Annotated in this window: 22 protein-coding genes; 7 read left to right on the top strand and 15 right to left on the bottom strand. The window is 59.6% G+C overall.

Translation table 11 applies throughout. The features are described from left to right. Nucleotides 1-47: 47 nt before the first annotated feature. From fkpB to murJ, 5 genes are all read right to left on the bottom strand, one after another. Nucleotides 48-500 (bottom strand): FKBP-type peptidyl-prolyl cis-trans isomerase, encoded by a 453-nt coding sequence (fkpB, locus tag CXF97_RS07445; RefSeq protein WP_101157575.1) that lies wholly within the window; start codon nucleotides 498-500, stop codon nucleotides 48-50. Beyond that, nucleotides 493-1,005: a signal peptidase II gene (gene lspA / locus CXF97_RS07440; protein WP_101157573.1), complete on the bottom strand. Its 513-nt coding sequence runs from the start codon at nucleotides 1,003-1,005 to the stop codon at nucleotides 493-495. Before lspA ends, fkpB begins: the two co-directional genes overlap by 8 nt. After that, nucleotides 998-3,829 carry an isoleucine--tRNA ligase gene (gene ileS, locus CXF97_RS07435; RefSeq protein ID WP_101157571.1) on the bottom strand — a complete coding sequence of 944 codons (2,832 nt, stop codon included), beginning with the start codon at nucleotides 3,827-3,829 and terminating at the stop codon, nucleotides 998-1,000. Before ileS ends, lspA begins: the two co-directional genes overlap by 8 nt. Nucleotides 3,830-3,842: 13 nt before the next feature. After that, nucleotides 3,843-4,781, bottom strand: coding sequence for a bifunctional riboflavin kinase/FAD synthetase (ribF, locus tag CXF97_RS07430; protein WP_178081160.1), 939 nt, complete (start codon nucleotides 4,779-4,781; stop codon nucleotides 3,843-3,845). 129 nt (nucleotides 4,782-4,910) lie between these two features. Continuing rightward, nucleotides 4,911-6,449, bottom strand: coding sequence for a murein biosynthesis integral membrane protein MurJ (gene murJ, locus CXF97_RS07425; RefSeq protein WP_101157567.1), 1,539 nt, complete (start codon nucleotides 6,447-6,449; stop codon nucleotides 4,911-4,913). 252 nt (nucleotides 6,450-6,701) lie between these two features. Between murJ and rpsT the strand changes: the two genes are divergently transcribed. Then, on the top strand, nucleotides 6,702-6,974 hold the full coding sequence (rpsT, locus tag CXF97_RS07415; protein WP_003228351.1) for a 30S ribosomal protein S20: 273 nt from the start codon (nucleotides 6,702-6,704) through the stop codon (nucleotides 6,972-6,974). A gap of 181 nt (nucleotides 6,975-7,155) precedes the next feature. Here the strand turns inward: rpsT and CXF97_RS07410 are convergent, their stop codons facing one another. From CXF97_RS07410 to rplU, 5 genes are all read right to left on the bottom strand, one after another. Beyond that, nucleotides 7,156-7,623 carry a CreA family protein gene (locus CXF97_RS07410; RefSeq protein WP_039761698.1) on the bottom strand — a complete coding sequence of 156 codons (468 nt, stop codon included), beginning with the start codon at nucleotides 7,621-7,623 and terminating at the stop codon, nucleotides 7,156-7,158. A gap of 10 nt (nucleotides 7,624-7,633) precedes the next feature. After that, complete coding sequence (gene proB, locus CXF97_RS07405) at nucleotides 7,634-8,752, bottom strand: glutamate 5-kinase (protein WP_039771715.1); 1,119 nt, start codon at nucleotides 8,750-8,752, stop codon at nucleotides 7,634-7,636. Between the two features lie 137 nt (nucleotides 8,753-8,889). After that, entirely contained in the window at nucleotides 8,890-10,113 is a 1,224-nt protein-coding gene (gene cgtA, locus CXF97_RS07400; protein WP_016773122.1) for an Obg family GTPase CgtA, read from the bottom strand. A gap of 193 nt (nucleotides 10,114-10,306) precedes the next feature. Further along, nucleotides 10,307-10,564, bottom strand: a complete 258-nt coding sequence (rpmA, locus tag CXF97_RS07395; protein WP_016773121.1) for a 50S ribosomal protein L27 — start codon at nucleotides 10,562-10,564, stop codon at nucleotides 10,307-10,309. A 35-nt stretch (nucleotides 10,565-10,599) separates the two neighbouring features. Continuing rightward, nucleotides 10,600-10,911 carry a 50S ribosomal protein L21 gene (gene rplU, locus CXF97_RS07390; RefSeq protein WP_007924746.1) on the bottom strand — a complete coding sequence of 104 codons (312 nt, stop codon included), beginning with the start codon at nucleotides 10,909-10,911 and terminating at the stop codon, nucleotides 10,600-10,602. A 241-nt stretch (nucleotides 10,912-11,152) separates the two neighbouring features. On the opposite strand from rplU, the gene CXF97_RS07385 reads away from it, so the two are divergent. The 3 genes from CXF97_RS07385 to CXF97_RS07375 all read left to right on the top strand — a co-directional run bounded on the left by CXF97_RS07385 (nucleotide 11,153) and on the right by CXF97_RS07375 (nucleotide 13,085). Then, nucleotides 11,153-12,121: a polyprenyl synthetase family protein gene (locus CXF97_RS07385; protein WP_101157565.1), complete on the top strand. Its 969-nt coding sequence runs from the start codon at nucleotides 11,153-11,155 to the stop codon at nucleotides 12,119-12,121. 159 nt (nucleotides 12,122-12,280) lie between these two features. Then, entirely contained in the window at nucleotides 12,281-12,622 is a 342-nt protein-coding gene (locus CXF97_RS07380) for a zinc ribbon domain-containing protein YjdM (protein WP_016773119.1), read from the top strand. Nucleotides 12,623-12,827: 205 nt separating this feature from the next. Next, the gene (locus CXF97_RS07375) at nucleotides 12,828-13,085 is read left to right on the top strand and encodes a hypothetical protein (protein WP_016773118.1); all 258 of its coding nucleotides are present in this window, start codon (nucleotides 12,828-12,830) and stop codon (nucleotides 13,083-13,085) included. A 143-nt stretch (nucleotides 13,086-13,228) separates the two neighbouring features. Here CXF97_RS07375 and CXF97_RS07370 read toward each other — a convergent pair whose 3' ends face one another. The 3 genes from CXF97_RS07370 to CXF97_RS07360 all read right to left on the bottom strand — a co-directional run bounded on the left by CXF97_RS07370 (nucleotide 13,229) and on the right by CXF97_RS07360 (nucleotide 14,890). Further along, complete coding sequence (locus CXF97_RS07370; RefSeq protein WP_016773117.1) at nucleotides 13,229-13,846, bottom strand: FKBP-type peptidyl-prolyl cis-trans isomerase; 618 nt, start codon at nucleotides 13,844-13,846, stop codon at nucleotides 13,229-13,231. A 120-nt stretch (nucleotides 13,847-13,966) separates the two neighbouring features. Beyond that, nucleotides 13,967-14,272 carry a DUF6482 family protein gene (locus tag CXF97_RS07365; protein ID WP_101157563.1) on the bottom strand — a complete coding sequence of 102 codons (306 nt, stop codon included), beginning with the start codon at nucleotides 14,270-14,272 and terminating at the stop codon, nucleotides 13,967-13,969. Nucleotides 14,273-14,401: 129 nt separating this feature from the next. Further along, complete coding sequence (locus CXF97_RS07360) at nucleotides 14,402-14,890, bottom strand: TIGR00645 family protein (RefSeq protein WP_090286455.1); 489 nt, start codon at nucleotides 14,888-14,890, stop codon at nucleotides 14,402-14,404. A gap of 160 nt (nucleotides 14,891-15,050) precedes the next feature. On the opposite strand from CXF97_RS07360, the gene CXF97_RS07355 reads away from it, so the two are divergent. Beyond that, entirely contained in the window at nucleotides 15,051-16,880 is a 1,830-nt protein-coding gene (locus tag CXF97_RS07355) for a hypothetical protein (RefSeq protein WP_101157561.1), read from the top strand. On the opposite strand, the gene CXF97_RS07350 is transcribed toward CXF97_RS07355, so the two are convergent. Together CXF97_RS07350 and CXF97_RS07345 are read right to left on the bottom strand one after the other, a co-directional pair. Next, nucleotides 16,877-17,197 (bottom strand): hypothetical protein, encoded by a 321-nt coding sequence (locus CXF97_RS07350; protein ID WP_016773114.1) that lies wholly within the window; start codon nucleotides 17,195-17,197, stop codon nucleotides 16,877-16,879. The two genes, CXF97_RS07355 and CXF97_RS07350, sit on opposite strands and share 4 nt — an antisense overlap. A 316-nt stretch (nucleotides 17,198-17,513) precedes the next feature. After that, a complete protein-coding gene (locus CXF97_RS07345) occupies nucleotides 17,514-19,952 on the bottom strand; it encodes a Lon protease family protein (RefSeq protein WP_101157559.1) in 2,439 nt (812 codons plus the stop codon). A 302-nt stretch (nucleotides 19,953-20,254) separates the two neighbouring features. On the opposite strand from CXF97_RS07345, the gene CXF97_RS07340 reads away from it, so the two are divergent. Both CXF97_RS07340 and CXF97_RS07335 read left to right on the top strand, forming a co-directional pair. Beyond that, on the top strand, nucleotides 20,255-20,743 hold the full coding sequence (locus tag CXF97_RS07340; RefSeq protein WP_007909797.1) for a DUF3015 domain-containing protein: 489 nt from the start codon (nucleotides 20,255-20,257) through the stop codon (nucleotides 20,741-20,743). Nucleotides 20,744-20,935: 192 nt separating this feature from the next. Then, entirely contained in the window at nucleotides 20,936-22,789 is a 1,854-nt protein-coding gene (locus tag CXF97_RS07335; RefSeq protein ID WP_101157557.1) for a DUF4105 domain-containing protein, read from the top strand. Nucleotides 22,790-22,817: the final 28 nt, after the last annotated feature.

The following is a 22,817-nucleotide window of genomic DNA, read 5'->3' as shown; positions in this document are numbered from 1 at the left end:
CATTCGCGAGCAAGCCCGCTCCCACACTTTTGACCACGTGTGGTCAGTTATAGCGCTTTGACTGAAATGATTTCCACGTCAAAGGTCAATGTCTTGCCGGACAGCGGGTGGTTGAAGTCAACGGTCACTTGCGCGTCGTCGAACTCTTTTACCACGCCCGGCAATTCAGTATTGGCCGCATCGTTGAAGATCACCAGCAAGCCCGGTGACAACTCCATGTCGGTGAACTGCGAGCGCGGGATGGTCTGCACGTTCTGCGGGTTCGGCTGACCAAAAGCGTTTTCCGGCTCGACGGTCAGGGTGCGCTTGTCGCCGGCCTTGAAACCGAACAGCGCGGCTTCGAAACCCGGAAGCAGGTTGCCGTCACCGACCTTGAAGGTCGCCGGCGCCTTGTCGAAGGTGCTGTCGACGGTGTCGCCGTTTTCCAGGCGCAAGGCAAAGTGCAAGGTGACTTCGGTGTTCTGGCCGATGCGTTGCTCAGTCGATAGCGGATCAGTCATGAGCGGTCCCTTCGGTTTTTTTCGATTTGAACATGTCCAGCGCCAGCATGATCGCGCCAACCGTAATTGCACTGTCGGCAACGTTGAACGCCGGGAAATACCAGCTGTTCTGCCAGTGCACCAGAATGAAGTCGATCACATGGCCCAGGGCAACGCGGTCATACAGATTCCCCAGCGCGCCGCCCAATACCAGGGCCAGCGCGATGGCCAGCCAGGTGTCATCGCGGCCCAGGCGCTTGAGCCAGACCACCAGCACGGCACTGACGACAATCGCGATCAGGGCAAACAGCCAGCGCTGCCAGCCGGAGCTGTCGGCGAGGAAACTGAAGGCAGCGCCGGTGTTGTAGGCCAGTGTCCAGCTGAACAGATCGGGAATGATCACGATCTGCTGGAACATTTCGAGTTTGCTTTCGAAGTAGAACTTGCTGGCCTGGTCTATGACCAGGACCAGCAAGCTCAACCACAGCCAGCTCAGCCGTCCGAAACGGCCAACGGCATTAGGCATAGTGGCGAACCTCGCCAGCGCCGCTGATGTTGTCGACGCAACGTCCGCAGATTTCCGGATGTTCCGGGTTCACGCCGACGTCTTCGCGGCAATGCCAGCAACGCGCACATTTCGGGAATGCCGACTTGACGATCTTTAGTTTCAGGCCGCTGACTTCGGTGGCGACCGCGTCCGCTGGAGCCTGAACAAACGGCGCAACACTGGCGGTCGAGGTGATCAACACGAAGCGCAGTTCGTTGCTCAGCTTGGCCAGATCGGCGCTCAGCGCCTCTTCGGCAAACAGCGTCACTTCGGCCTGCAGGTTGCCACCGACGGCTTTCGCCGCGCGCTGGATTTCCATCTCTTTGTTGACCGCGACTTTCACTTCCATGATGCGATCCCAGTAGGCGCGACCCAGCTCGAAGCCTTCCGGCAGTTCGGTCAGACCTTCGTACCAGGTGTTGAGCATGACCGATTCGTTACGCTCGCCCGGCAGGTATTGCCACAGTTCGTCAGCAGTGAAGGCGAGGATCGGCGCGATCCAGCGCACCAGCGCCTCGGAGATGTGGAACAGAGCGGTCTGGCACGAGCGACGGGCCTTGCTGTCGGCGCCGGTCGTGTACTGGCGGTCCTTGATGATGTCGAGGTAGAAACCACCCAGCTCCTGCACGCAGAAGTTGTGGATCTTCGAGTACACGTTCCAGAAACGGTATTCGCCGTAGTGCTCTTGCAACTCGCGTTGCAGCAGCAGCGTGCGATCCACCGCCCAGCGATCCAGCGCCAGCATGTCTTCGGCCGGCAGCAGGTCGGTGGCCGGGTTGAAACCGGTCAGGTTGGAAAGCAGGAAGCGCGCGGTGTTACGGATACGACGATAGGCGTCGGCGCTACGTTGCAGGATCTGGTCGGATACCGCCATTTCGCCGGAGTAGTCGGTCGAAGCGACCCACAGACGCATGATGTCGGCGCCCAGGGTGTCGTTGACTTTCTGCGGCGCGATCACGTTGCCCAGCGACTTGGACATCTTGCGCCCGGCTTCGTCGACGGTGAAACCGTGCGTCAGCAGTTCGCGGTACGGCGCGTGATTGTCGATGGCGCAACCGGTCAGCAAGGACGAGTGGAACCAGCCACGGTGCTGGTCGGAACCTTCCAGGTACAGGTCGGCACGCGGGCCGCTCTCGTGACCCATCGGGTGCGAACCGCGCAGAACGTGCCAGTGCGTGGTGCCCGAGTCGAACCAGACGTCGAGGGTGTCGCTGATCTTGTCGTACTGCGGCGTTTCATCACCGAGCAGTTCGGCAGCGTCGAGTTTGAACCAGGCTTCGATGCCTTCGACTTCAACGCGTTTGGCGACTTCTTCCATCAGCTCGACGGTGCGTGGATGCAGCTCGCCGCTTTCCTTGTTGAGGAAGAACGGGATCGGCACGCCCCAGTTGCGCTGACGCGAGATGCACCAGTCCGGACGATTGGCGATCATCGAGTGCAGGCGCGCCTGGCCCCAGGCCGGAACGAACTTGGTGTCTTCGATGGCTTTGAGCGAGCGCACGCGCAGTGTGTCGCCGCTGGTTGGCTCCTTGTCCATGCCGATGAACCACTGCGCGGTGGCGCGGTAGATCAGCGGGGTCTTGTGGCGCCAGCAGTGCATGTAGCTGTGCTCGATGACGGTGGTGTGCATCAGCGCACCGACTTCGGTCAGCTTGTCGACGATCGCCGGGTTGGCCTTCCAGATGAACTGACCGCCGAAGAATTCCAGCGACGGCACGTACACGCCGTTGCTCTGTACCGGGTTGAGGATGTCGTCGTTGACCATGCCGTATTTCTTGCAGGTCACGAAGTCGTCCACGCCGTAGGCCGGGGCGGAGTGAACCACGCCGGTGCCAGCGCCCATTTCGACGTAGTCAGCCAGGTACACCGGCGACAGACGGTCGTAGAACGGGTGACGGAAGTTGATCAGTTCCAGTTGTTTACCGGTGGTGGTGGCGATGACCGAGCCTTCGATGCCATAGCGGGTCAGGCAGGCTTCAACCAGTTCTTCAGCCAGTACCAGCAACTTGTCGCCGATATCCACCAGCGCGTAGTTGAATTCCGGGTGCACGTTCAGCGCCTGGTTGGCCGGGATGGTCCACGGGGTGGTGGTCCAGATCACGATCGCAGCAGGTTTGCTCAGCGAGGCCAGACCGAACGCGGCAGCCAGTTTGGCTTCATCAGCGATCGGGAACGCGACGTCGATGGTCGAGGACTTCTTGTTCTCGTACTCGACTTCCGCTTCAGCCAGCGCCGAGCCGCAATCGAAGCACCAGTTCACCGGCTTGAGGCCCTTGAAGACGAAACCGCCCTTGACGATTTCGGCGAGGGCGCGGATCTCACCGGCTTCGTTCTTGAAATCCATCGTCTTGTACGGGTTGGCGAAGTCGCCCAGCACGCCGAGACGGATGAACTCGGACTTCTGCCCTTCGATCTGCTCGGTGGCGTAGGCACGGCACAGTTCGCGGGTCTTGTCTGCGCCCAGGTTCTTGCCGTGGGTCACTTCAACCTTGTGTTCGATCGGCAGGCCGTGGCAGTCCCAGCCCGGAACGTACGGCGCGTCGAAGCCCGACAGGGTCTTCGAGCGGATGATCATGTCCTTGAGAATCTTGTTCAGTGCGTGACCGATGTGGATCGTGCCGTTGGCATACGGAGGGCCGTCATGCAGAACGAACTTCGGACGATCCTTGCCAATCTCGCGCAACTTACCGTACAGGCCAATACTGTCCCAGCGCTGCAGGATCTGCGGTTCGCGCTGTGGCAGGCCGGCCTTCATTGGGAAGGCGGTGTCCGGAAGGTTTAGCGTGGCTTTATAGTCGGTCATTTAAGGCTCTTCATTAGCGATGGGCGCTAGGTGCGGCTAGTGCACGGGCGGTGGCGACATCCGCATTGATCGCCGTTTTCAATGCCTCCAGGGAGGCGAAGCGCTGCTCTTCACGCAGCTTTTGGTGGAAAACCACCGTCAAACGCCGGTCATACAGATCGCCGGCAAAATCTAAAAGATGGACTTCGAGGTGGGCCTTGCCATCACCTTGTACCGTGGGCCGCACGCCAATATTGGCGACACCGGGCCAGGTCTTGCCGTCGATATCGACATTCACCAGATACACCCCGGTGAACGGCACGCGACGACGTTTGAGTTGCACATTGGCAGTGGGCGTACCCAGTTGCCGGGCCAGTTTCTGGCCATGCAGCACGCGACCGGCGATCCGGTACGGGCGGCCGAGCAAGCGTTCGGCCAGGGCAAAATCGGCGGCGGCGAGGGCGTTGCGCACTTGGGTGCTGCTGACGCGAATGCCGTCCAGCTCGACCGTTTGCGCAGCTTCAACGCTGAAACCGTGCATCTGCCCGGCCTGCAGCAGAAAATCGAAATCGCCGAGGCGGTCGCAACCGAAACGGAAATCGTCGCCGACCTCCAGATGCTGCACGCCGAGGCCATCGACCAGGATGGTATCGACGAACTCACTGGCGCTGAGCTTGCTCAGGCGCTGGTTGAAAGCCAGGCACAAGACCCGGTCGACGCCTTCGGCAGCCAGCAGTTGCAGCTTGTCACGCAACCGCGCCAGACGTGCCGGCGCGGTATCGGGGGCAAAGAACTCCCGTGGCTGCGGCTCGAAAATCACCACGCAGCTGGGTACGCCCAACTCGAGCGCACGCTCACGCAGCCGGGCCAGGATAGCCTGGTGACCACGGTGAACACCGTCAAAGTTGCCAATAGTGGCGACGCAGCCCCGATGCTGGGGGCGCAAGTTGTGGAGGCCTCGAACCAGCTGCATAACGCGCTTCTTGCTCATAAAGTGGTCGATTATAACCACACCCGACGGCCGACGACAGGCAACACCGTAACGCAAAGTGAACGAGCCGACAAAACTGCCGGCCCACGCCTGTGGATAAAGGCTGAAACCTCAGCTCAAGGCCTTGCGATTGAAGTCACGCAGGCGGAAACCCAGCAACAGCAACATACCGAAGTACGCCACCACACCAGCAACCACCAAAGCGCCAAGACGCAGGAAGCGCTCGAGCATGTGCCCCTCATCCCAAGCGGGCATGAAATGCATGCCCGCCAGCAACACCGCCGACATCACAGCCACCGCAACGACCAGTTTGAAGCCGAATCTGCCCCAGCCCGGCTGCGGCTGATACATCTTCTGCTTGCGCAGTTGATAGAACAGCAGCCCGGCGTTCAGGCAAGCACCGGCACTGATCGCCAGCGCCAGACCGGCATGGGCCAGCGGACCGATCAACGCCAGGTTGAACAACTGCGTACAGACCAAGGTGAAGATTGCGATTTTTACCGGGGTACGGATGTTCTGTTGCGCATAAAAGCCCGGCGCCAGCACTTTGATCACGATAATCCCGAGCAGGCCGACCGAATAGGCAATCAGCGCACGCTGGGTCATCTCGGCATCAAAGCCACTGAACTGGCCGTACTGAAACAATGAAACAGTCAGCGGTTCAGCAAGAATCCCCAGCGCCAATGCGCAGGGCAGCACCAGCACAAAGCACAGGCGCAGCCCCCAGTCGAGGATCCGCGAGTATTCGTGGCGATCCTTACTGGCGTACGTTTTGGCCAGGGTCGGCAGCAGAATAGTACCGAGCGCCACGCCCAATACCCCCGAGGGCAACTCCATCAAGCGGTCGGCGTAGTACATCCACGACACCGAGCCTGCGACCAGAAACGAGGCGAAGATCGTGTTGATGATCAGCGAGATCTGGCTGACCGAAACCCCGAGAATCGCCGGCAGCATCTGCTTCATCACCCGCCAAACGCCGCTGTCGCGCAGGTTCAGGCGCGGCAGCACCAGCATGCCGATCTTCTTCAGGTGCGGCAGTTGATAGAGCAACTGCGCCAGACCACCGACCAGCACCGCCCAGCCAAGGGCCATGACGGGCGGATCGAAGTACGGCGTAAGGAACAACGCGAACACGATCATGCTGACGTTGAGCAGCGTCGGCACGAACGCCGGCACGGAAAAACGGTTCCAGGTATTGAGGATCGCACCGGCCAGCGACGACAGCGAGATCAGCAATATATAAGGGAAGGTCACCCGCAACAGATCGGAGGTGAGCTGGAATTTCTCCGGCGTATCAGTAAAACCTGGGGCCGTGGCCCAGATCACCCAAGGCGCGGCGATCATGCCCAGCACGGTCACAATCGCCAGCACCAATGTCAGCAGGCCAGACACATAGGCAATAAAAGTACGCGTTGCCTCCTCGCCCTGCTGGCTTTTGTACTCGGCAAGAATCGGCACGAACGCCTGGGAAAACGCCCCTTCGGCAAAGATCCGCCGCAGCAGGTTGGGCAGTTTGAAAGCAATAAAGAAGGCGTCCGTGGCCATCCCGGCGCCGAATGTCCGCGCGATCAGCGTGTCCCGAACAAAGCCCAGAATCCGGGAAAGCATCGTGATAGAGCTGACGGCGGCCAACGATTTGAGCAGATTCATTGAGAGAGTTTGTGCCTGTCGATAAACAGCAGGCGAACAATGCGCCTACTTGTGCGATACTCCGCGCCGCAACAGCACAGAGCCAAAGCTCGCGAGTTTACAGGTCAAGCGCCGGAAATAAATATCCCGCCTCTTTATACCTACCACTTAGCGGAACGATTCAAGTGCCCTTGACAAGACCAGTCTTCATCGGCATGATTCGCGGCCTATTTTGTTTGCTATTTCCTAAAAAGTCTTTCGAGGAGCTCGACGGTGGCCAACTCACCTTCCGCCAAAAAACGTGCAAAACAGGCTGAGAAGCGTCGCAGCCACAACGCCAGCCTGCGTTCCATGGTTCGTACCTACATCAAGAATGTAGTTAAGGCCATCGACGCAAAAGACGCTGAAAAAGCTCAAGCTGCATACGTTCTGGCTGTGCCAGTTATCGACCGTATGGCCGATAAAGGCATCATCCACAAGAACAAGGCTGCTCGTCATAAGAGCCGTCTGAATGGCCACGTCAAAGCGCTGAAAGAAGCCGCTTAATCGACGTAGTCATTAAAAAACCGACCTCAGGGTCGGTTTTTTATTGCCTGTGATTTAACAAATTCAGCGCAAAAAATGTGGGAGCGGGCTTGCTCGCGAATGCAGTCGGCCAATTGATATCTTCATCGACTGACATGACCCCTTCGCGAGCAAGCCCGCCCCCACACTGACCTCTACGGCGCTATTGCTGCACAGGCACCCACGGCAGAATCGGGATGGCCGTGACCGCATTCTGCGGACTGCCCTCGATCAAGCGATCGCTGTAGACCAGGTACACAAGCGTGTTGCGCTTCTTGTCGAGGAAACGCACGACCTGCATGGTCTTGAATACCAGCGAGGTGCGCTCCTTGAACACCTCGTCGCCATCCTTCAACTCGCCCTTGAACTTGATCGGCCCGACCTGCCGGCAGGCGATCGACGCTTCCGCGCGATCTTCGGCCAAACCCAGACCACCCTTCACACCGCCAGTCTTGGCGCGCGACAGGTAGCAAGTCACGCCCTCGACTTTCGGATCATCGAATGCCTCGACCACGATCCGGTCATTCGGCCCGACAAACTTGAACACCGTCGACACCTGACCGATTTCCTCGGCCGAGGCCAGCAATGGCATGGCCATCAGCAGACCCAACAATCCTTTCGCGACACGCATCGAATTTTCCCTAGACCAGAATCAGGTTGTCACGGTGAACCAGTTCCGGCTCCGCCATGTAACCGAGCAAACCGACAATCGCATCCGACGACTGACCGATGATTTTTTGCGCTTCCAGCGCGCTGTAGTTGGCCAGGCCCCGAGCGATCTCACGACCGTCCGGTGCCACGCAGACCACCATCTCACCGCGACGGAAGCTGCCTTGCACCAGTTTGACGCCCACCGGCAGCAGACTCTTGTTGCCTTGCGACAGCGCCGACACCGCACCGTCATCCAGCACCAGCGTGCCACGGGTTTGCAGATGCCCGGCCAGCCACTGCTTACGCGCCGCGAGCATGCCGCGCTCAGGCGACAGCAAGGTGCCAATGCGCTCGCCCGCCTTCAAGCGGTCGAGCACCCGCTCAAGCCGCCCGCCGACGATGATAGTGTGCGCACCGGAGCGTGCCGCCAGACGCGCCGCGCGCAGCTTGGTCTGCATACCGCCACGCCCCAGCGCACCGCCGGTACCGCCCGCGACCGCATCCAGCGTCGGATCATCGGCGCGCGCTTCATAAATCAGCTGCGCATCGGGATTGTTGCGCGGATCGGCATCGAACATGCCATCGCGATCGGTGAGGATCACCAGCAGATCCGCTTCGACCAGGTTAGCCACCAGCGCCGCCAGCGTGTCGTTGTCGCCGAAACGGATTTCGTCAGTGACCACGGTGTCGTTTTCGTTGATCACCGGGATGACTTTCAGTTCGACCAGCGCGCGCAAGGTACTGCGGGCGTTGAGATAGCGCTTGCGGTCGGACAGGTCATCGTGAGTCAGGAGAATCTGCGCAGTGTGCCGGCCATGCTCGGCGAAGCTCGATTCCCACGCCTGCACCAAACCCATCTGACCGATAGCGGCGGCAGCCTGCAGCTCGTGCATGGCACTGGGTCGCGCAGTCCAGCCCAAACGGCTCATACCAGCGGCCACTGCCCCGGAGGACACCAGCACCAGCTCGACGCCCGCTTCATGCAGCGCCACCATCTGCTCGACCCAGACACTCATTGCCGCGCGATCCAGCCCTTTGCCGTCAGCTGTCAGCAAAGCGCTGCCGATCTTAACGACCCAACGCTGCGCACCTGTCACCTTGCTCCGCATCATCTTCAACCTTAGCTTGAGGGCAGCGCGACCTGGCGCTGCCCGTGACGTTAATCGTGGCGATTGCTGACCAACGATCGATTTCCGGATACTAAAACGCCGCTCGATTGAGCGGCGTTCAAGTTTATCGCAACGGATCAGTCACGCACGTAAATGATTTCCGGACCGTCTTCGTCATCCACATCTTCTTCGTCCCAGTCATCGTCGCCGATGTCATGGACCGACTTCACGCCACTGCGACGCAGGGCACGCTTGTCATCCAGCGCCTGCAACTGCGCACGGGCTTCGTCTTCGATGCGCTGATCGAGATCGGCCAGCTCTTCCTTGTACGCAGGATCTGCGGCGAGGCGATCGGCACGGTCTTCCATGTAACGCATGATGTCGTGGCACAGTCGCTCGGTGCCGATCTTGGCAATGGCCGAAATCACGTACACCGGACCGGTCCACTCCAGGCGGTCGACGATTTCCTTGACGCGAGCGTCATGCTCTTCTTCAAGGATCTGGTCGCACTTGTTCAGCACCAGCCAGCGATCACGCTCGGCCAGCGACGGGCTGAACTTGATCAGCTCGTTGACGATTACTTCCGCCGCGTCCGGAGCACTGGAGTCATCCAGCGGCGCCATGTCGACGAGGTGCAGCAGCAGACGCGTACGCGCCAGATGCTTGAGGAAGCGAATGCCCAGGCCGGCACCGTCGGATGCGCCTTCGATCAAACCCGGAATGTCGGCAATGACGAAGCTCTTCCATCGATCGACACTGACCACACCGAGGTTCGGCACCAGCGTGGTGAACGGGTAGTCGGCGACTTTCGGCTTGGCCGCCGAGACCGAGCGGATAAAGGTACTTTTTCCGGCGTTCGGCAAACCCAGCAGACCGACGTCGGCCAGCACTTTCATTTCCAGTTTCAGGTCGCGCTGCTCGCCCGGCTTGCCCGGCGTGGTCTGGCGCGGTGCACGGTTGGTACTGGATTTGAAACGGGTGTTGCCCAGACCGTGCCAGCCGCCCTGCACCACCATCAGTTTCTGACCGGCCTTGGTCAGGTCGCCGATGACTTCCTGAGTAGCGGAATCGATCACCGTGGTGCCGACCGGCACGCGCAGGATCAGGTCTTCGCCCTTCTTGCCGGTGCAGTCGGTACTGCCACCGTTGGAGCCACGCTCGGCATCGAAGTGCCGGGTGTAACGGTAGTCGACCAGGGTGTTGAGGTTTTCGTCGGCCATCATGTAGATGGAACCGCCGTCACCGCCATCACCGCCGTTCGGGCCGCCGTTTTCAATGAATTTTTCCCGGCGGAAACTCATGGCACCGTTGCCACCGTCACCGGCCTTTACGCGAATCGATACTTCATCAACAAACTTCATAACCAACGCCTCTCGCCGTACGGACGAGCCGAAAAACAATCAAGACATAAGACTCTTGCAAAAATGAGCGCAGCGACCCCAAGACACGACCTGCATCGCACGCCGACAGCCCATACAAACAGCTTTGCAAGAGACTCACCCCACAAACGAAAAAGCCCCGTCGCAAGACAGGGCTTCTCCAGCGATCTCGCGATTAAGCCGCGATTACGCTCACGTAACGACGACCGAAGGCGCCCTTTACTTCGAACTTGATCACGCCTTCGATTTTAGCGAAGAGAGTGTGATCCTTACCCATGCCAACGCCGTAGCCAGCGTGGAATTGGGTGCCGCGCTGACGCACGATGATGTTGCCGGCCTTGATGACCTGGCCGCCATACATCTTCACGCCAAGGCGTTTGGCTTCTGAGTCGCGACCGTTACGGGTACTACCACCAGCTTTTTTGTGTGCCATGAGTTCAATTCTCCTAGTGAGGAATTAGGCTGTAATTAAGCCTGAATACCGGTGATTTTGATCTCGGTGAACCACTGGCGGTGGCCCATACGCTTCATGTGGTGCTTACGACGACGGAACTTGATGATGCGGACTTTATCGTGACGACCTTGGGAGATCACTTCAGCCTTGACGGTTGCGCCAGCAACAACTGGTGCGCCGATGTTCACGTCGTCGCCATTGGCGACCAGCAGAACGCGATCAAAAGTCACGGATTCGCCAGTAGCGATTTCCAGTTTTTCGATCTTCAGGTATTCACCTTCAGCGACCTTGTATTGCTTACCGCCGGTAACGATTACTGCGTACATGGTATTTCTCCGATAATCCTGCTCACCCAGCTCTTTATAAGAAGAGGTATTGGCTGGCATGGCTGCATGGGGCTGGAACGGCCCAAGTGCAATTGCGTAAGGCAGGTGCTGCCCAGGAAGTTCAGGGTGCGCGATTGTACGCAAGCAATCTGCGTCGCGCAAGTGGCCGTCCATCGCGCCTTGACAGGTCTGGACGGGGGTCCTAGCATGCCGCGCAACCCTTCTGGAGCGACTCTCGCTGATGCAACCCCAAGCTTTCTACCGCGCGGTGGCGGACGATTTTAGCGCCGTCGACGGCATCATCAAGAAGCAGCTGACGTCTCGAGTGCCGCTGGTATCGAAAATCGGCGATTACATCACCTCGGCTGGCGGCAAGCGTCTGCGTCCTTTATTAGTGTTGCTGTGTGGCAAGGCCCTGGGTCGCGAAGGCGATGACATGCGTCTGCTGGCCGCCACCATCGAATTCCTGCACACCGCGACCTTGCTGCATGACGACGTGGTCGACATGTCCGGCATGCGCCGTGGTCGTTCGACCGCCAACGCCATGTGGGGCAACGCTCCGAGCGTGCTGGTCGGCGACTTCCTGTACTCGCGCTCGTTCGAAATGATGGTCGAACTGGGCTCGATGCCGGTGATGAAGATTTTGTCTCAGGCCACTCGCATCATTGCTGAAGGCGAAGTATTGCAGTTGTCCAAGGTGCGTGACGCCAGCACCACCGAAGAAACCTACATGGAAGTCATCCGCGGCAAGACCGCGATGCTCTTCGAAGCCTCGACCCACAGCGCTGCGGCCCTGGCCGGCGCGACCGCCGAGCAGAGCGAAGCCCTGCGCACCTTCGGCGATCACCTGGGTGTGGCCTTCCAACTGGTCGATGACCTGCTGGATTACAAAGGCGACGCGCAAACCCTGGGCAAGAACGTCGGGGACGATCTGGCCGAAGGCAAACCGACCCTGCCGCTGATCTACACCATGCGCGAAGGTACGGCCGAGCAGGCGGCACTGGTGCGTCAGGCGATCCAGAAAGGCGGGATCGAAGACCTGGAAAGCATCCGCATCGCCGTGGAGGCGTCCGGTTCGCTGGAGTACACCGCGCAGCTGGCTCGCGACTACGTGGCCCGCGCGATCAAGTGCCTCGAGGCGCTGCCGGCCAGCGAATACCGCGATGCGCTGGTTGAACTGAGCGAGTTCGCCGTCGCCCGCACACACTGATATTGCTGAAACAAGATCAAAAGATCGCAGCCTTCGGCAGCTCCTACACATCAACGTAGGAGCTGCCGAAGGCTGCGATCTTTTGCTTTTGACTGCCCCAAAAGCTAAAACCCTATACAATGTGCGCCCTTTAGCCCTCCTGATACCCAAGGAACCTTAGTGAGCACGTTGCCACCCTGCCCGAAATGCAATTCCGAATACACCTATGAAGACGGCACCCAACTGGTCTGCCCCGAGTGTGCCCACGAGTGGTCTGCCAGCGGCGAAGCCGAAGTGGCGGCCGATGATGCCGTGAAGAAAGATTCGGTCGGCAACGTCCTGCAGGACGGCGACACCATCACCGTGATCAAGGATCTCAAGGTCAAGGGCACGTCGCTGGTGGTCAAGGTCGGCACCAAGGTCAAGAACATCCGCCTGTGCGATGGCGACCACGACATCGACTGCAAGATCGATGGCATCGGCCCGATGAAGCTCAAATCCGAGTTCGTCAGAAAAGTCTGAACATTGCGTCATCCATCCCGCGCCAGCCGTGGGATGGAGCTTCACCCTCCCCGCCTCACCTCGGTTAAGTCACTCGATAGCCAAGCGCCAGTCGTTTTGACCTGACACAACCTTTACCCGGAAAAATCCTCTATCCGCCAATAGGCACTTGCTATTTGATGAATAAGAATTATTCTCATTGAAACCCTTCAAGGAGATGAGACTCATGACTTATTTGATCGATGCGTGGCTGGACCGCCCACACCCCTACCTCAGAATCCTCCATCGGGAGACTGGCGAAGTCTGTGCGGTGCTTGAGGAAGAAGCCTTGCATGAGCTGCAGGATCAAGGTGATCTGGATGTCAGCAGTCTCAATTCCAGCGAACCGCTGGTTCTCAAGGAACTGGTGCGCAATCTGTTCCTGTTCTGCTATGCCCGGGCGTTGCGCCCGACCAATGAGTTGCACAACAAGATCGAAATATGAAAATGCAACAGGTCGCAGCGAGCCCTGTGGGAGCGGGCTTGCTCGCGAAGAGGCCGTAACATTCAACATCATCGTTGAATAACACACCGTCTTCGCGAGCGAGCCCGCTCCCACATGACCGAGCCCGCTCCAACCATCAAGCCTTACAGAACGTCCAGCAGCTCGACGTCGAACACCAGAACGCTGTGCGGCGGGATGCTGCCAACGCCTTGTGCGCCGTAAGCCAGTTCGCTCGGCACGTACAGGCGCCATTTGCTGCCGGCATTCATCAGTTGCAAGGCTTCGGTCCAGCCAGCGATCACGCCGCCGACCGGGAATTCTGCAGGCTGGCCGCGCTCGTAGGAGCTGTCGAACACAGTGCCGTCGATCAGCGTGCCGTGATAGTGCGTACGCACCTGGTCTTCACGGGTCGGCTTGGCGCCGTCGCCTTGTGTCAGCACTTCGAATTGCAGGCCGGAAGCCAGAGTGGTGATGCCGTCACGCTTGGCGTTTTCCGCGAGGAAAGCCAGGCCTTCGCCAGCCGCGGCTTCAGCCTTGGCAGCCGCTTCGGCTTGCATGATTTCGCGGATAACCTTGAAGCTGGCGGACATTTCTTCCTGGCCAACACGGCTCGGTTTGCCGGCGAAAGCATCGGTCAGACCGGCCAGGATCGCGTCCAGGCTGACACCCGGTGGCGGGTTGTCGCGCAGCTGGTCGCCGAGTTGACGGCCGATACCGTAGCTGACGCGGGTTTCGTCGGTGGACAGATTTACTTCGGACATGACACTGCTCCGCTGTGCGGACGGTTACAGGACTTGCCGTGCGTGCACAGCGCGTCCCGGCGCGCCCGGAACCAAAAGGGCGAGCAGACTAGCACAGATACCCCGTACTTGGGGCCGGGCCTACAGGGCCGAACGCCAGGCGAGCGGCACTTTCAGGCTTTCATCGAGGCCACCGACCAGGCCACACATTTCGTCATGGACTGAGGTGTGCACAAGGTTGAATGGCAGAACCGGAAAGGCATGCAGCAGATCCCGCGCGTGCTCCACTGAGCGCAGCGTCAGCATATTGCCCTTGAGATCACTCAACGGATACGCCGTCCCATGCATCCTCGCTTCCAGCAGGTAAATGCCCCCTTCCATCGAGATCAGGTTCAGTTCATCGACCTTCCTGGCAACAGCAAACGCGTTCAACTCTTGCAGGTTCATGGAAGCACCTCACACCGTGGCGAATCGCACCGTTACAGGGATAGGCCGGTGCGCTTGAAAGCACAAGGCAGAAACGAAACCGCCCGTCTGTTTCGCAACAGACGGGCGGCTTTTTGCCTGATCGGGTGATCAGTGCTTGGTGACCTTGTCGAGGTAACCCATGGCGAACGCCGAGATCACGAAGGTCATGTGAATGATCACGTACCACATCAGATGCTCGGGATCGACGTTCTTGGCGTCCATGAAAATGCGCAGCAAATGGATCGAGGAGATCGCCACGATCGACGCCGCGACTTTCATCTTCAGCGACGAAGAGTCCATGGTGCCGAGCCAGCTGAGCTTTTCCTTGCCTTCGTCGATGTCAAGCTGGGAGACGAAGTTCTCGTAGCCGGAAATCATCACCATCACCAGCAGACCGCCCACCAGCGCCATGTCGATCAGCGACAGCAGCACCAGAATCAGTTCCGACTCGGCCATGGCGAAGACGTTGGGCAGGATATGCACGATTTCCTGGAAGAACTTCAATGCCAGCGCCAGCAGACCGAGGGACAGGCCGATGTAGATCGGAGCCAGCAGCCAGCGCGTGGCGTACATTGCGTTTTCGATAAAGCGTTCCATTGACTCTCACACCAGGGGCTGGAAATGGCCGCGAGTATAACAGCCCGCTGTGACAGCCAGAAACCGCCGAAAAATCCGCCACCTGCGCGTGTGTGACAAAGCTTTTCTGCTAGTGTCCAAAGCATTGACAGCCCTATAACAGTGGACGGGACGCGTGGAAATGGATGTGCGATCAGCCTTGACGACTGCTGGAATCTGCCTCGCCTTGCTCATCGGCGGTTGCTCGCCCAGCGATGAAAAACACGTCGCCAACCTCGACGAAAAAACCGCCACATTCGAACAGTCACTGGATGCGGTCAGCGATCCGAAGCTCAAGGACGCCATTACCGAACTCGGCGGTTCGCTGCTGTTGCTCGAACGGGCCCGACTCAAGCTCGACGACATCAACCCACACACCGAATACGGCGCCGACGCCCTCGCCGTGCTCAAGCACTACCCTGACCCGCAGGCGCTGGTCGATACGTTCATTAATGGCCTGTTCGTGCTGCACAAGGATGCCAGCTCGGATTACCTGACCGATCTGCAACCGGTATTCCCGTTCAACCTGAACATTCCCGGCGGTTTTCTGTTTCCGCACGGCATCGAGTGGCATTCGGTCACGCTGAGCAACAAACGGGTAATCGCCTGGCAGCCAGAGTGGTCGGAAACCGATCCAGGCATTCAGCTCAGCCCGTCCAGCTCCAACGTGACCAACCCCGACGACCTGACCGTGACCTACCCGTTCATCGACGGCCTCAACGTCGACAAAAAAAGCCTGCCACAACCGGTCAGCCTGCAAGGCCAGGTCGAAGTCATCGCACCGCGTCGCCTGTACAGTTTCGACCTGACGCAAAAAGACGTCGGCCAGACCCGCAGCAACGACAATCTGAGCGTCAAACTGCTCAAGCTGGAAAAGAATTACGCCGAGGTTGAAGTCAGCAACAGCCTGCCGTTGGCCGCAGAAGTCGCCGAAACCCGGATCAATCCGCTGATCGTCCAGGCCCGCGACGCCAGCGGCCAATACCTGGTGCGCGCCGGTTCGATCAACGAAAGCCCGGAGCAGGTCGCGTTCTATCAGCAACAACTGGCGCAGCTACAGAAGCAAACGAGCTGGAGCGATTCGCTGGAGAAACAGCTCAGCGACGACCAGCAGGCCTTCGAGAAAGGCCATCCGCGCCGCTACAACAAGGTCTACTTTCACGGCCCGATCGAAACGCTGGAAGTCAGCGTACTGGACTTTTCCTCAGCGACGATCACACGCAAAAAGCTCGACCTGCCGGTCCGCACCTTCAATCTGCACACCACGGCCAAAGCCGTGCAGCCGCTGGATCTTCCGGTGGTGGTGTATGACGATCTCGCCGCCAACTGGCTCAAAGGCGCAGAGCTGACCGGAGAACAACTGAAGGCCGGCGTGCGCATTCACCAATCGGTGGAAGAGCCCAGCGCGGCGCGTATCGAGTTTTCCCACCGCCGCACGTTCAATGACGAATTGCTTGGCGACGAACTCAACCCCGGCGCCAGCCCAGTGACCTTCTTCACGGAAAAGCGCGGCGGCAAACTCGACGAGCCGATCGAACTGCCGCCCGAGGCTTATCAGGTCGATCCGCTGCAAGCGACGATCACTTATGACCTGAACCTGTTCCCGGAAAACCCGGCGATCGCCGTGGGTTCGATGCCGTTGTTCCTGGCCACGGTGGCCAGGCAATCCTACGACGCGCAGTCATTGCCCAAAGGCCTGGCGATCAAGGACAACACGCTGGTGGTCGATCTGAAAACCTTCCCGGCCAACGAATGGCGTTTCTTCGTCAAGGACGACAGTGGCAATTACCTCAAGCAGATTCTCTCGGTCAGCCACGACGCCAGCAAAGAAGGCCCGGCACTGCTTGGCGTGCATTACTTTTACGGTCGCCCGACTCGCGTGGAAACCTATCAGCGTACCGACCTCGCCACCGTGCAATACGGTTTTGAGGTCAAACTCGACAAGGCGCCGGTGGACGAGACGGCACCTTAACCGTTGAGGCTGCGCCCACGGCCGCCGTTGATCTGCCGCAACTGAGCCTGCAGGTGCAGGCTCCAGATCTGCGGATCATCGGCCAGTTCGTAACCATGCAAGGTCAGGCTTTCAACGATGGTGTCGAGAATCGACTCGGCCGCCACCGGGCCGTGGAACGGGCCCTGGGCTTTGATCGCGGAAGGTTGTTCGCCGGCCATGCCGGCCGCAAAGAGCAGCGTCCACATGCCGTTATCGCCGGCCAGCGGCTTGACGGCGCATTCGATCCGGGTCACCAGACCCAGGCATTGACGGGTGAGACAGAGGTTGCGCGACATGGCGGCGACCCTCGGTAAAGCCGGTATTCAGCCCCCACGGGGGGACTGGCTCGATCCAGTGATACTGTCGATATCCTTGACCTGAGAATAGAAGAAAAGTGTCCCGCACAAGCCAAATGGGACCAGAAGGCGCCGAATGGTCATTGTGTGAAGTTTGACGCCAGAGTAGTGGCACATTTGCCGAAGATGCCCACAAAATGAAAAAAAGAGGGAGGGGGCTTGCTCCCGAATTCGGTGTATCAGCCAACACATCTGTCGACTGAAACACCGAACCCGGGAGCAAGCCCCCTCCCACCGGGGTTAAGTGTGAATCAGGTCAGGCGGGTTTGGCTTCAGCCAAAGCCTCCTGCGCCAGTTCCTTCTCGGCCTCCTTCAGATCCTCCTCGCTGATCATCTCGGCAATGTCGCGCAGGCGCTCGACCACTCGGGCATTGATGCTGCCTTCGGGGAATTCGCCATCGGCGTTCGGCTCCCCGGCCGGCTCGCCCACCAACAGGCTCAACGCCTCGTCGGCCTGACGCACCGCATACACGTGGAACTGCCCGGCGCGCACGGCGGCCAGGACTTTCTCATCGAGCATCAGCGTGGCGACGTTGGCCTGGGGAATGATCGCGCCCTGCTCGCCGGTCAGACCGCGTGCTTCGCAGAGGCGGAAGAAACCTTCGATCTTCTCGTTGACCCCGCCGACCGCCTGCACTTCGCCAAACTGGTTGATCGAACCGGTGATGGCAAAACATTGCTTGAGCGGGGTTTTCGACAGCGCCGAAATCAGCGTGCACGCCTCGCCCAGCGACGCACTGTCGCCGTCGACGTAACCGTACGACTGCTCGAGCGCAATGCTCGCCGAGATCGCCAGCGGGAATTCCTGCGCATAACGGCTGCCCAGATACCCGGTGAGGATCATCACGCCTTTGGAGTGGATCGGCTGGCCGAGGTTGACCTCACGCTCGATGTCGACGATGCCGCTGCCGCCCGGATAGACCGTGGCGGAAATTCGCGCTGGCACGCCGAACGCCGAATCGCCGACCTCCAGCACCGTCAGCCCGTTGCACTTGCCGACTGCTGCACCATCGGTATCGATGAGAATGATTCCGGCGAGCATGTCGTCGAGAATTCGCGCCGACACTCGCCCGGTGCGGGTAGCCTTGGCTTTCAGGGCGCGTTCGATATGGCCGGCGTCGGTCATTTCATCGCCGGCCAGATGACGAATGAAATCGGCCTCACTGACCAATTGGAACAGATCGCCAATGCGCGCCGACAAGCGCCCCTGATGCTCGGCCAGCCGTGCGCTGTAGGTCGCCAGACGTGCCACCGCGTCGGCGGTGAGCGGCGCCATGCCTTCTTCCGAAGTGCGGGTTTTCAACAGTTGGGCGAATTGTTCCAGGCTTTCGTCGACCATCGGGATGTCTTCGTCGAAGTCGACCAGAACGCGAAACATCTCCTGGAAGTCCGGATCAAGATCCTGCAGCGTGTAATACAACTGCCGTGCACCGATGATGATCACTTTGACCTGCAACGGAATGTGCTGCGGGTTCAAGGTCACAGTGGCGAACCGGCCCATCTCGCCCAGTGGGGATTCCATTTTCAGTTTGCGCGATTGCAGGGCGCGTTTCAGCGCATCCCACACGAACGGCTCGCTGAGCATTTTTTCCGCTTCGAGTATCAGGAAGCCGCCATTGGCGCGGTGCAGTGCACCCGGACGCAACTGCCGGTAAGTGGTGTAGAGCGCGCCTTGATCGGTGGTGTACTCGATACGGCCGAACAGGTTTTCATAAGTCGGATGCGGCTCGAACACCACCGGCGCACCGCCGCTGGCCGGATGACCGACCACCAGGCTCGGCGCGTATTGCTCCTCAAGCAACTTGCGCGCGACGGCGTCAGTCTTGCTGTCATCGACCAGTTGCTCGACCACGGTTTTCAGCAGGTAGACCTGCATCGCCTGCAGATAACCACAGACGGCGGCATTTTCTGCGTACTTCTCCGACAGCGGTGCCAACAACGGCTGCAACGCCAGCGTGATGGTTTCTTCGTTGAGCTGGCGCAGTTGATTGTTCGATTCGCGCTTCCACTGCGGCAGGCTGGCAAGTTCTTCGTTCAGGCGCTCTTCGAGTCCGGAAATATCATCGTGAAAACGCTCGCGCTCGGCTTCCGGCAACTGAGCGAATTCGGCTTCGTCCAGCGCCTTGCCGTCAAGCATCGGGGTGAACGCGATGTTACTGCTGTCGCGGTACAGGGCGACGTCCTTTTCCAGGGCCAGGCGCTCGATGATGTCCAGCGCCTTGTCGTAGCGCTGGTTGAAGGCCCGGTCGATGGCGCTTTTTTTCTGCTGGTAGGACGGATGTTCGAAGACTGCCGGGAAGGTCGCCAGCAGGTTGTCGATCAAGCCGTTGATGTCGCCGATGAACGAGGCCGCCGTGCCCGATGGCAGCTCCAGTGCGCGCGGTTCGCGCGGCTCATCGAAGTTGTTGACGTAGACCCAGTCGGCCGGGGTCTGCAGGCGCTTGCCTTCGGCCTTCAGGTAGCGTTTGACGAACGAGAAACGCCCGGTGCCGGGCTCGCCCATGACGAATACGTTGTAACCGGGGCGTGGCATCGCCACACCGAACTGCAAGGCTTCGACCGCGCGTTCCTGGCCGAGCACACCGCGAAAGGGCTCCAGATCATTGGTGGTAGTGAAGCTGAACTGTTCAGCGGAAAACGGACGAGTCAGCGCTTCGGGCGCAAGACGCAGGCTGGCAGCAACAGGATCAGGCATCGGGCTTCCTTAACAATCAGGCGGGGCAGGTAGCGGCATTCTGGCGCTGCCCGTGCCCCACTGGCAAGGCGCGCCACATGACAAAGCATAGACAAGCGCGCGGCCGACCGACGCGTTCCGGCAAATGGGGGTTTTATTCCAAATATTTTGCAAAAAGTCACGGAACCGCTGGAACGTGCCTAAACTCCAAACTGCGCGGCTGGAACTAATACCGGCCCACTGACACTTTCGGCGTTGTCCTCGGGCAGAGCGCGAAAGGCCAGAACCCTGTCCATTGGTATGCACATAAAGAGAACAAAGCTATGAAACGGATTCTTCTCGGTACTCTCTTCACCGCTGTATCCATCAACGCAATGGCGCAAGCTCCAGGCGGCCCGGATTGCGGTTGGGGCAACATGCTGTTCGAAGGTCAGCGTGGCACCCCGGCGCACTTCCTTGCTTCCACCACCAACGGCACTTCCGGTAACGCTACCTTCGGTATGACTTCCGGTACCAACGGTTGCTCGACCAACGCGTCGCTGACCTACGGCGGCAAATCCTGGTTCGCCATGAATGGCATGATGAACGAGCTGTCCGAAGACATGGCCAAAGGCAACGGCGAAGCGCTGACCACCTATGCCGTGGTACTGGGCGTGGCACCAGAAGATCGCGCGCACTTTGCCGCTGTCACTCACGAGCACTTCCAGCAGATCTTCAGCAAGGCTGACGTGACCGCTGAAGACGTGCATACCAACACCCTGGCGGTACTGAAGTCGGACCCACGTCTGGCCAAGTACGCCACTCAGGCTTAAGCTCGACCCCACCCGCTTCCTTCGGGGAGCGGGTTTTTATTTTTTGCCAAATGACGCGTTGCAGGAGCTGACGAGTGCAACGAGGCTGCGATCTTTTGATCTTCAAAAGCAAAGATCGCAGCCTCGTTGCACTCGTCAGCTCCTACAGTTCGATGGTATTGAATTTTTTCTTTTCGACTTAAGTTGCCGACTATGCTCAAACGCCTTGCCTGGCTGGCGCTCTGTGTCTGCGCCCCGCTGTCCGCCGCGCCTCACATCGATCCTCAACGTTTGCAGCAACTGGCCAACGACCGCTTCTGGATTTCCCTCGGTCACTACGAAACCGCCAAGCTCGGCGGTTGGCGCAGCTATGTCAGCGACAAGAAGTTCTTTCTCGCGCCCGACGGCAACGAACACCCCGACCGTGAACTGGCCGCGACCGTGCAGGCACTGTATGCGCCAGCCAGCCTTGGCGAACAGCACGCACAATGCGTTTACCCGGCGCGCACGCGCTGGCTGAAAGCCCAGCTCAACCTCAACGATCTGCCGACGCCGGAGTGCGCCGAGTACAAGAAGTGGTTCAAGGACGTCTCGCCGCACAGCGCAGTGATGATTTTCCCGGCCGCCTACCTCAACAGTCCTTCGTCAATGTTCGGCCACACCCTGTTGCGCATTGATCAGGCCGATGTACAGGCCGACAAGACCTCGCTGCTCAGCTACGCGATCAACTTCGGCGCCTATATCGAAGGCTCCGACAACAGCATTCTTTACGCCTGGAAAGGCCTGATGGGCGGCTACCCCGGGTTGTTCGCGCTGGTGCCGTATCAGGAAAAACTCTCCGAATACCGCAGCCTGGAAAACCGCGACCTGTGGGAGTACCGACTCAATCTGACCCAGGCTGAAACCGCACGCATGGTCGAGCATGTGTGGGAGCTCAAGCAGATCCAGTTCGACTATTTCTTCTTTGACGAAAACTGCTCCTATCGCTTGCTGGAACTGCTGCAAGTGGCGCGGCCAAGCCTGCGCCTGACCGAACAATTCCCACTGACCGCGATCCCGACTGACACCGTCAAAGCGGTGAAAGAGGCCGGGCTGGTCGAGCACATCGAATACCGCCCGTCCCGCGAGCGCGAATTGCTCAGCCGCGCCGAGCCGCTGAGCGATGACGAACAGCAATGGGTGCTGAAAGTCAGCGCCGATCAAAAGGTATTGCAAGAGCCGACATTCAAGGCGCTGCCCCGTGACCGTCAGGCGCTGATCGTCGATGCGGCCTATCGTCTGGAGCGCTACCGCGCCAACGGCCAGGAACGCGATCCGCAACGGGCGCAGCGCAGTTTCGAACTGCTGCGGGCGATCAACAAGAACCCGGCGCCGGAGCTGGAAATTCCGCAACCGGGCCTGCCCGAAGACGGTCACGAATCGCGCACCTGGCAGGCCGGCCTCGGCACGCGCGGCGATCGCGCCTTCGGTGAATATGGCCTGCGCATGGCCTATCACGACCTCAACGACAACGCCGAAAGCTTCCCCCTCGGCGCGCAGATCGAGATCCTGCAACTGAAGTTGCGCCAGTACGAAGGCAACGACTGGCAATTGCAGCAACTGGATCTGGCGACCATTCGCTCGCTGACACCGCGCAACGAGCTGCTGCAGCCGTTGTCGTGGCAAGTCACCGGTGGCCTCGAGCGCGTCCCGGGCAAGCATGACGACGAAACGCTGGTCAGCCACGTCAACGGTGGCGGCGGCGGGACGTGGCAGCTGGGCGAAGACGTGCTCGGCTTTGCCCTCGGCACGGTGCGCGTGGAACACAATAACGACTTCGCCGAGTTCGTCTCCCCGGCCGGCGGTTTCAATACCGGGGTGCTGTGGAAAAATCCACTGGGCAATCTGAGCCTGGAGGCCAAGGGCGATTACTTCTTCAACGGTGAAGTACGCCGCAGCCTGAGCCTGAACCAGCAATGGGAGCTGTCACGCAACCTGGGTCTGCGTCTGAGTGCTCAGCGCGAATTCAGCCAGCTCGCCAGCCCTGAAACAGAACTCATGCTTGAAGTGAAGTGGTATCACTACTGATCCGCAGCCCTGCAAAAATCCTCTGTGG

The sequence above is a fragment of the Pseudomonas sp. Choline-02u-1 genome (assembly GCF_002836515.1).
Lineage (GTDB): Bacteria > Pseudomonadota > Gammaproteobacteria > Pseudomonadales > Pseudomonadaceae > Aquipseudomonas.
Note: the sequence above shows the minus strand (reverse complement) of the source record. Positions and strands in the feature narration are given on the sequence as shown.

Bases quoted from the DNA above. Each gene is read 5' to 3' on its own strand.
- fkpB (WP_101157575.1), bottom strand. From the start codon at position 500: ATGACTGATCCGCTATCGACTGAGCAACGCATCGGCCAGAACACCGAA.
- lspA (WP_101157573.1), bottom strand. From the start codon at position 1,005: ATGCCTAATGCCGTTGGCCGTTTCGGACGGCTGAGCTGGCTGTGGTTG.
- ileS (WP_101157571.1), bottom strand. From the start codon at position 3,829: ATGACCGACTATAAAGCCACGCTAAACCTTCCGGACACCGCCTTCCCA.
- ribF (WP_178081160.1), bottom strand. From the start codon at position 4,781: ATGCAGCTGGTTCGAGGCCTCCACAACTTGCGCCCCCAGCATCGGGGC.
- murJ (WP_101157567.1), bottom strand. From the start codon at position 6,449: ATGAATCTGCTCAAATCGTTGGCCGCCGTCAGCTCTATCACGATGCTT.
- CXF97_RS07410 (WP_039761698.1), bottom strand. From the start codon at position 7,623: ATGCGTGTCGCGAAAGGATTGTTGGGTCTGCTGATGGCCATGCCATTG.
- proB (WP_039771715.1), bottom strand. From the start codon at position 8,752: ATGCGGAGCAAGGTGACAGGTGCGCAGCGTTGGGTCGTTAAGATCGGC.
- cgtA (WP_016773122.1), bottom strand. From the start codon at position 10,113: ATGAAGTTTGTTGATGAAGTATCGATTCGCGTAAAGGCCGGTGACGGT.
- rpmA (WP_016773121.1), bottom strand. From the start codon at position 10,564: ATGGCACACAAAAAAGCTGGTGGTAGTACCCGTAACGGTCGCGACTCA.
- rplU (WP_007924746.1), bottom strand. From the start codon at position 10,911: ATGTACGCAGTAATCGTTACCGGCGGTAAGCAATACAAGGTCGCTGAA.
- CXF97_RS07385 (WP_101157565.1), top strand. From the start codon at position 11,153: ATGCAACCCCAAGCTTTCTACCGCGCGGTGGCGGACGATTTTAGCGCC.
- CXF97_RS07375 (WP_016773118.1), top strand. From the start codon at position 12,828: ATGACTTATTTGATCGATGCGTGGCTGGACCGCCCACACCCCTACCTC.
- CXF97_RS07370 (WP_016773117.1), bottom strand. From the start codon at position 13,846: ATGTCCGAAGTAAATCTGTCCACCGACGAAACCCGCGTCAGCTACGGT.
- CXF97_RS07365 (WP_101157563.1), bottom strand. From the start codon at position 14,272: ATGAACCTGCAAGAGTTGAACGCGTTTGCTGTTGCCAGGAAGGTCGAT.
- CXF97_RS07360 (WP_090286455.1), bottom strand. From the start codon at position 14,890: ATGGAACGCTTTATCGAAAACGCAATGTACGCCACGCGCTGGCTGCTG.
- CXF97_RS07355 (WP_101157561.1), top strand. From the start codon at position 15,051: ATGGATGTGCGATCAGCCTTGACGACTGCTGGAATCTGCCTCGCCTTG.
- CXF97_RS07350 (WP_016773114.1), bottom strand. From the start codon at position 17,197: ATGTCGCGCAACCTCTGTCTCACCCGTCAATGCCTGGGTCTGGTGACC.
- CXF97_RS07345 (WP_101157559.1), bottom strand. From the start codon at position 19,952: ATGCCTGATCCTGTTGCTGCCAGCCTGCGTCTTGCGCCCGAAGCGCTG.
- CXF97_RS07340 (WP_007909797.1), top strand. From the start codon at position 20,255: ATGAAACGGATTCTTCTCGGTACTCTCTTCACCGCTGTATCCATCAAC.
- CXF97_RS07335 (WP_101157557.1), top strand. From the start codon at position 20,936: ATGCTCAAACGCCTTGCCTGGCTGGCGCTCTGTGTCTGCGCCCCGCTG.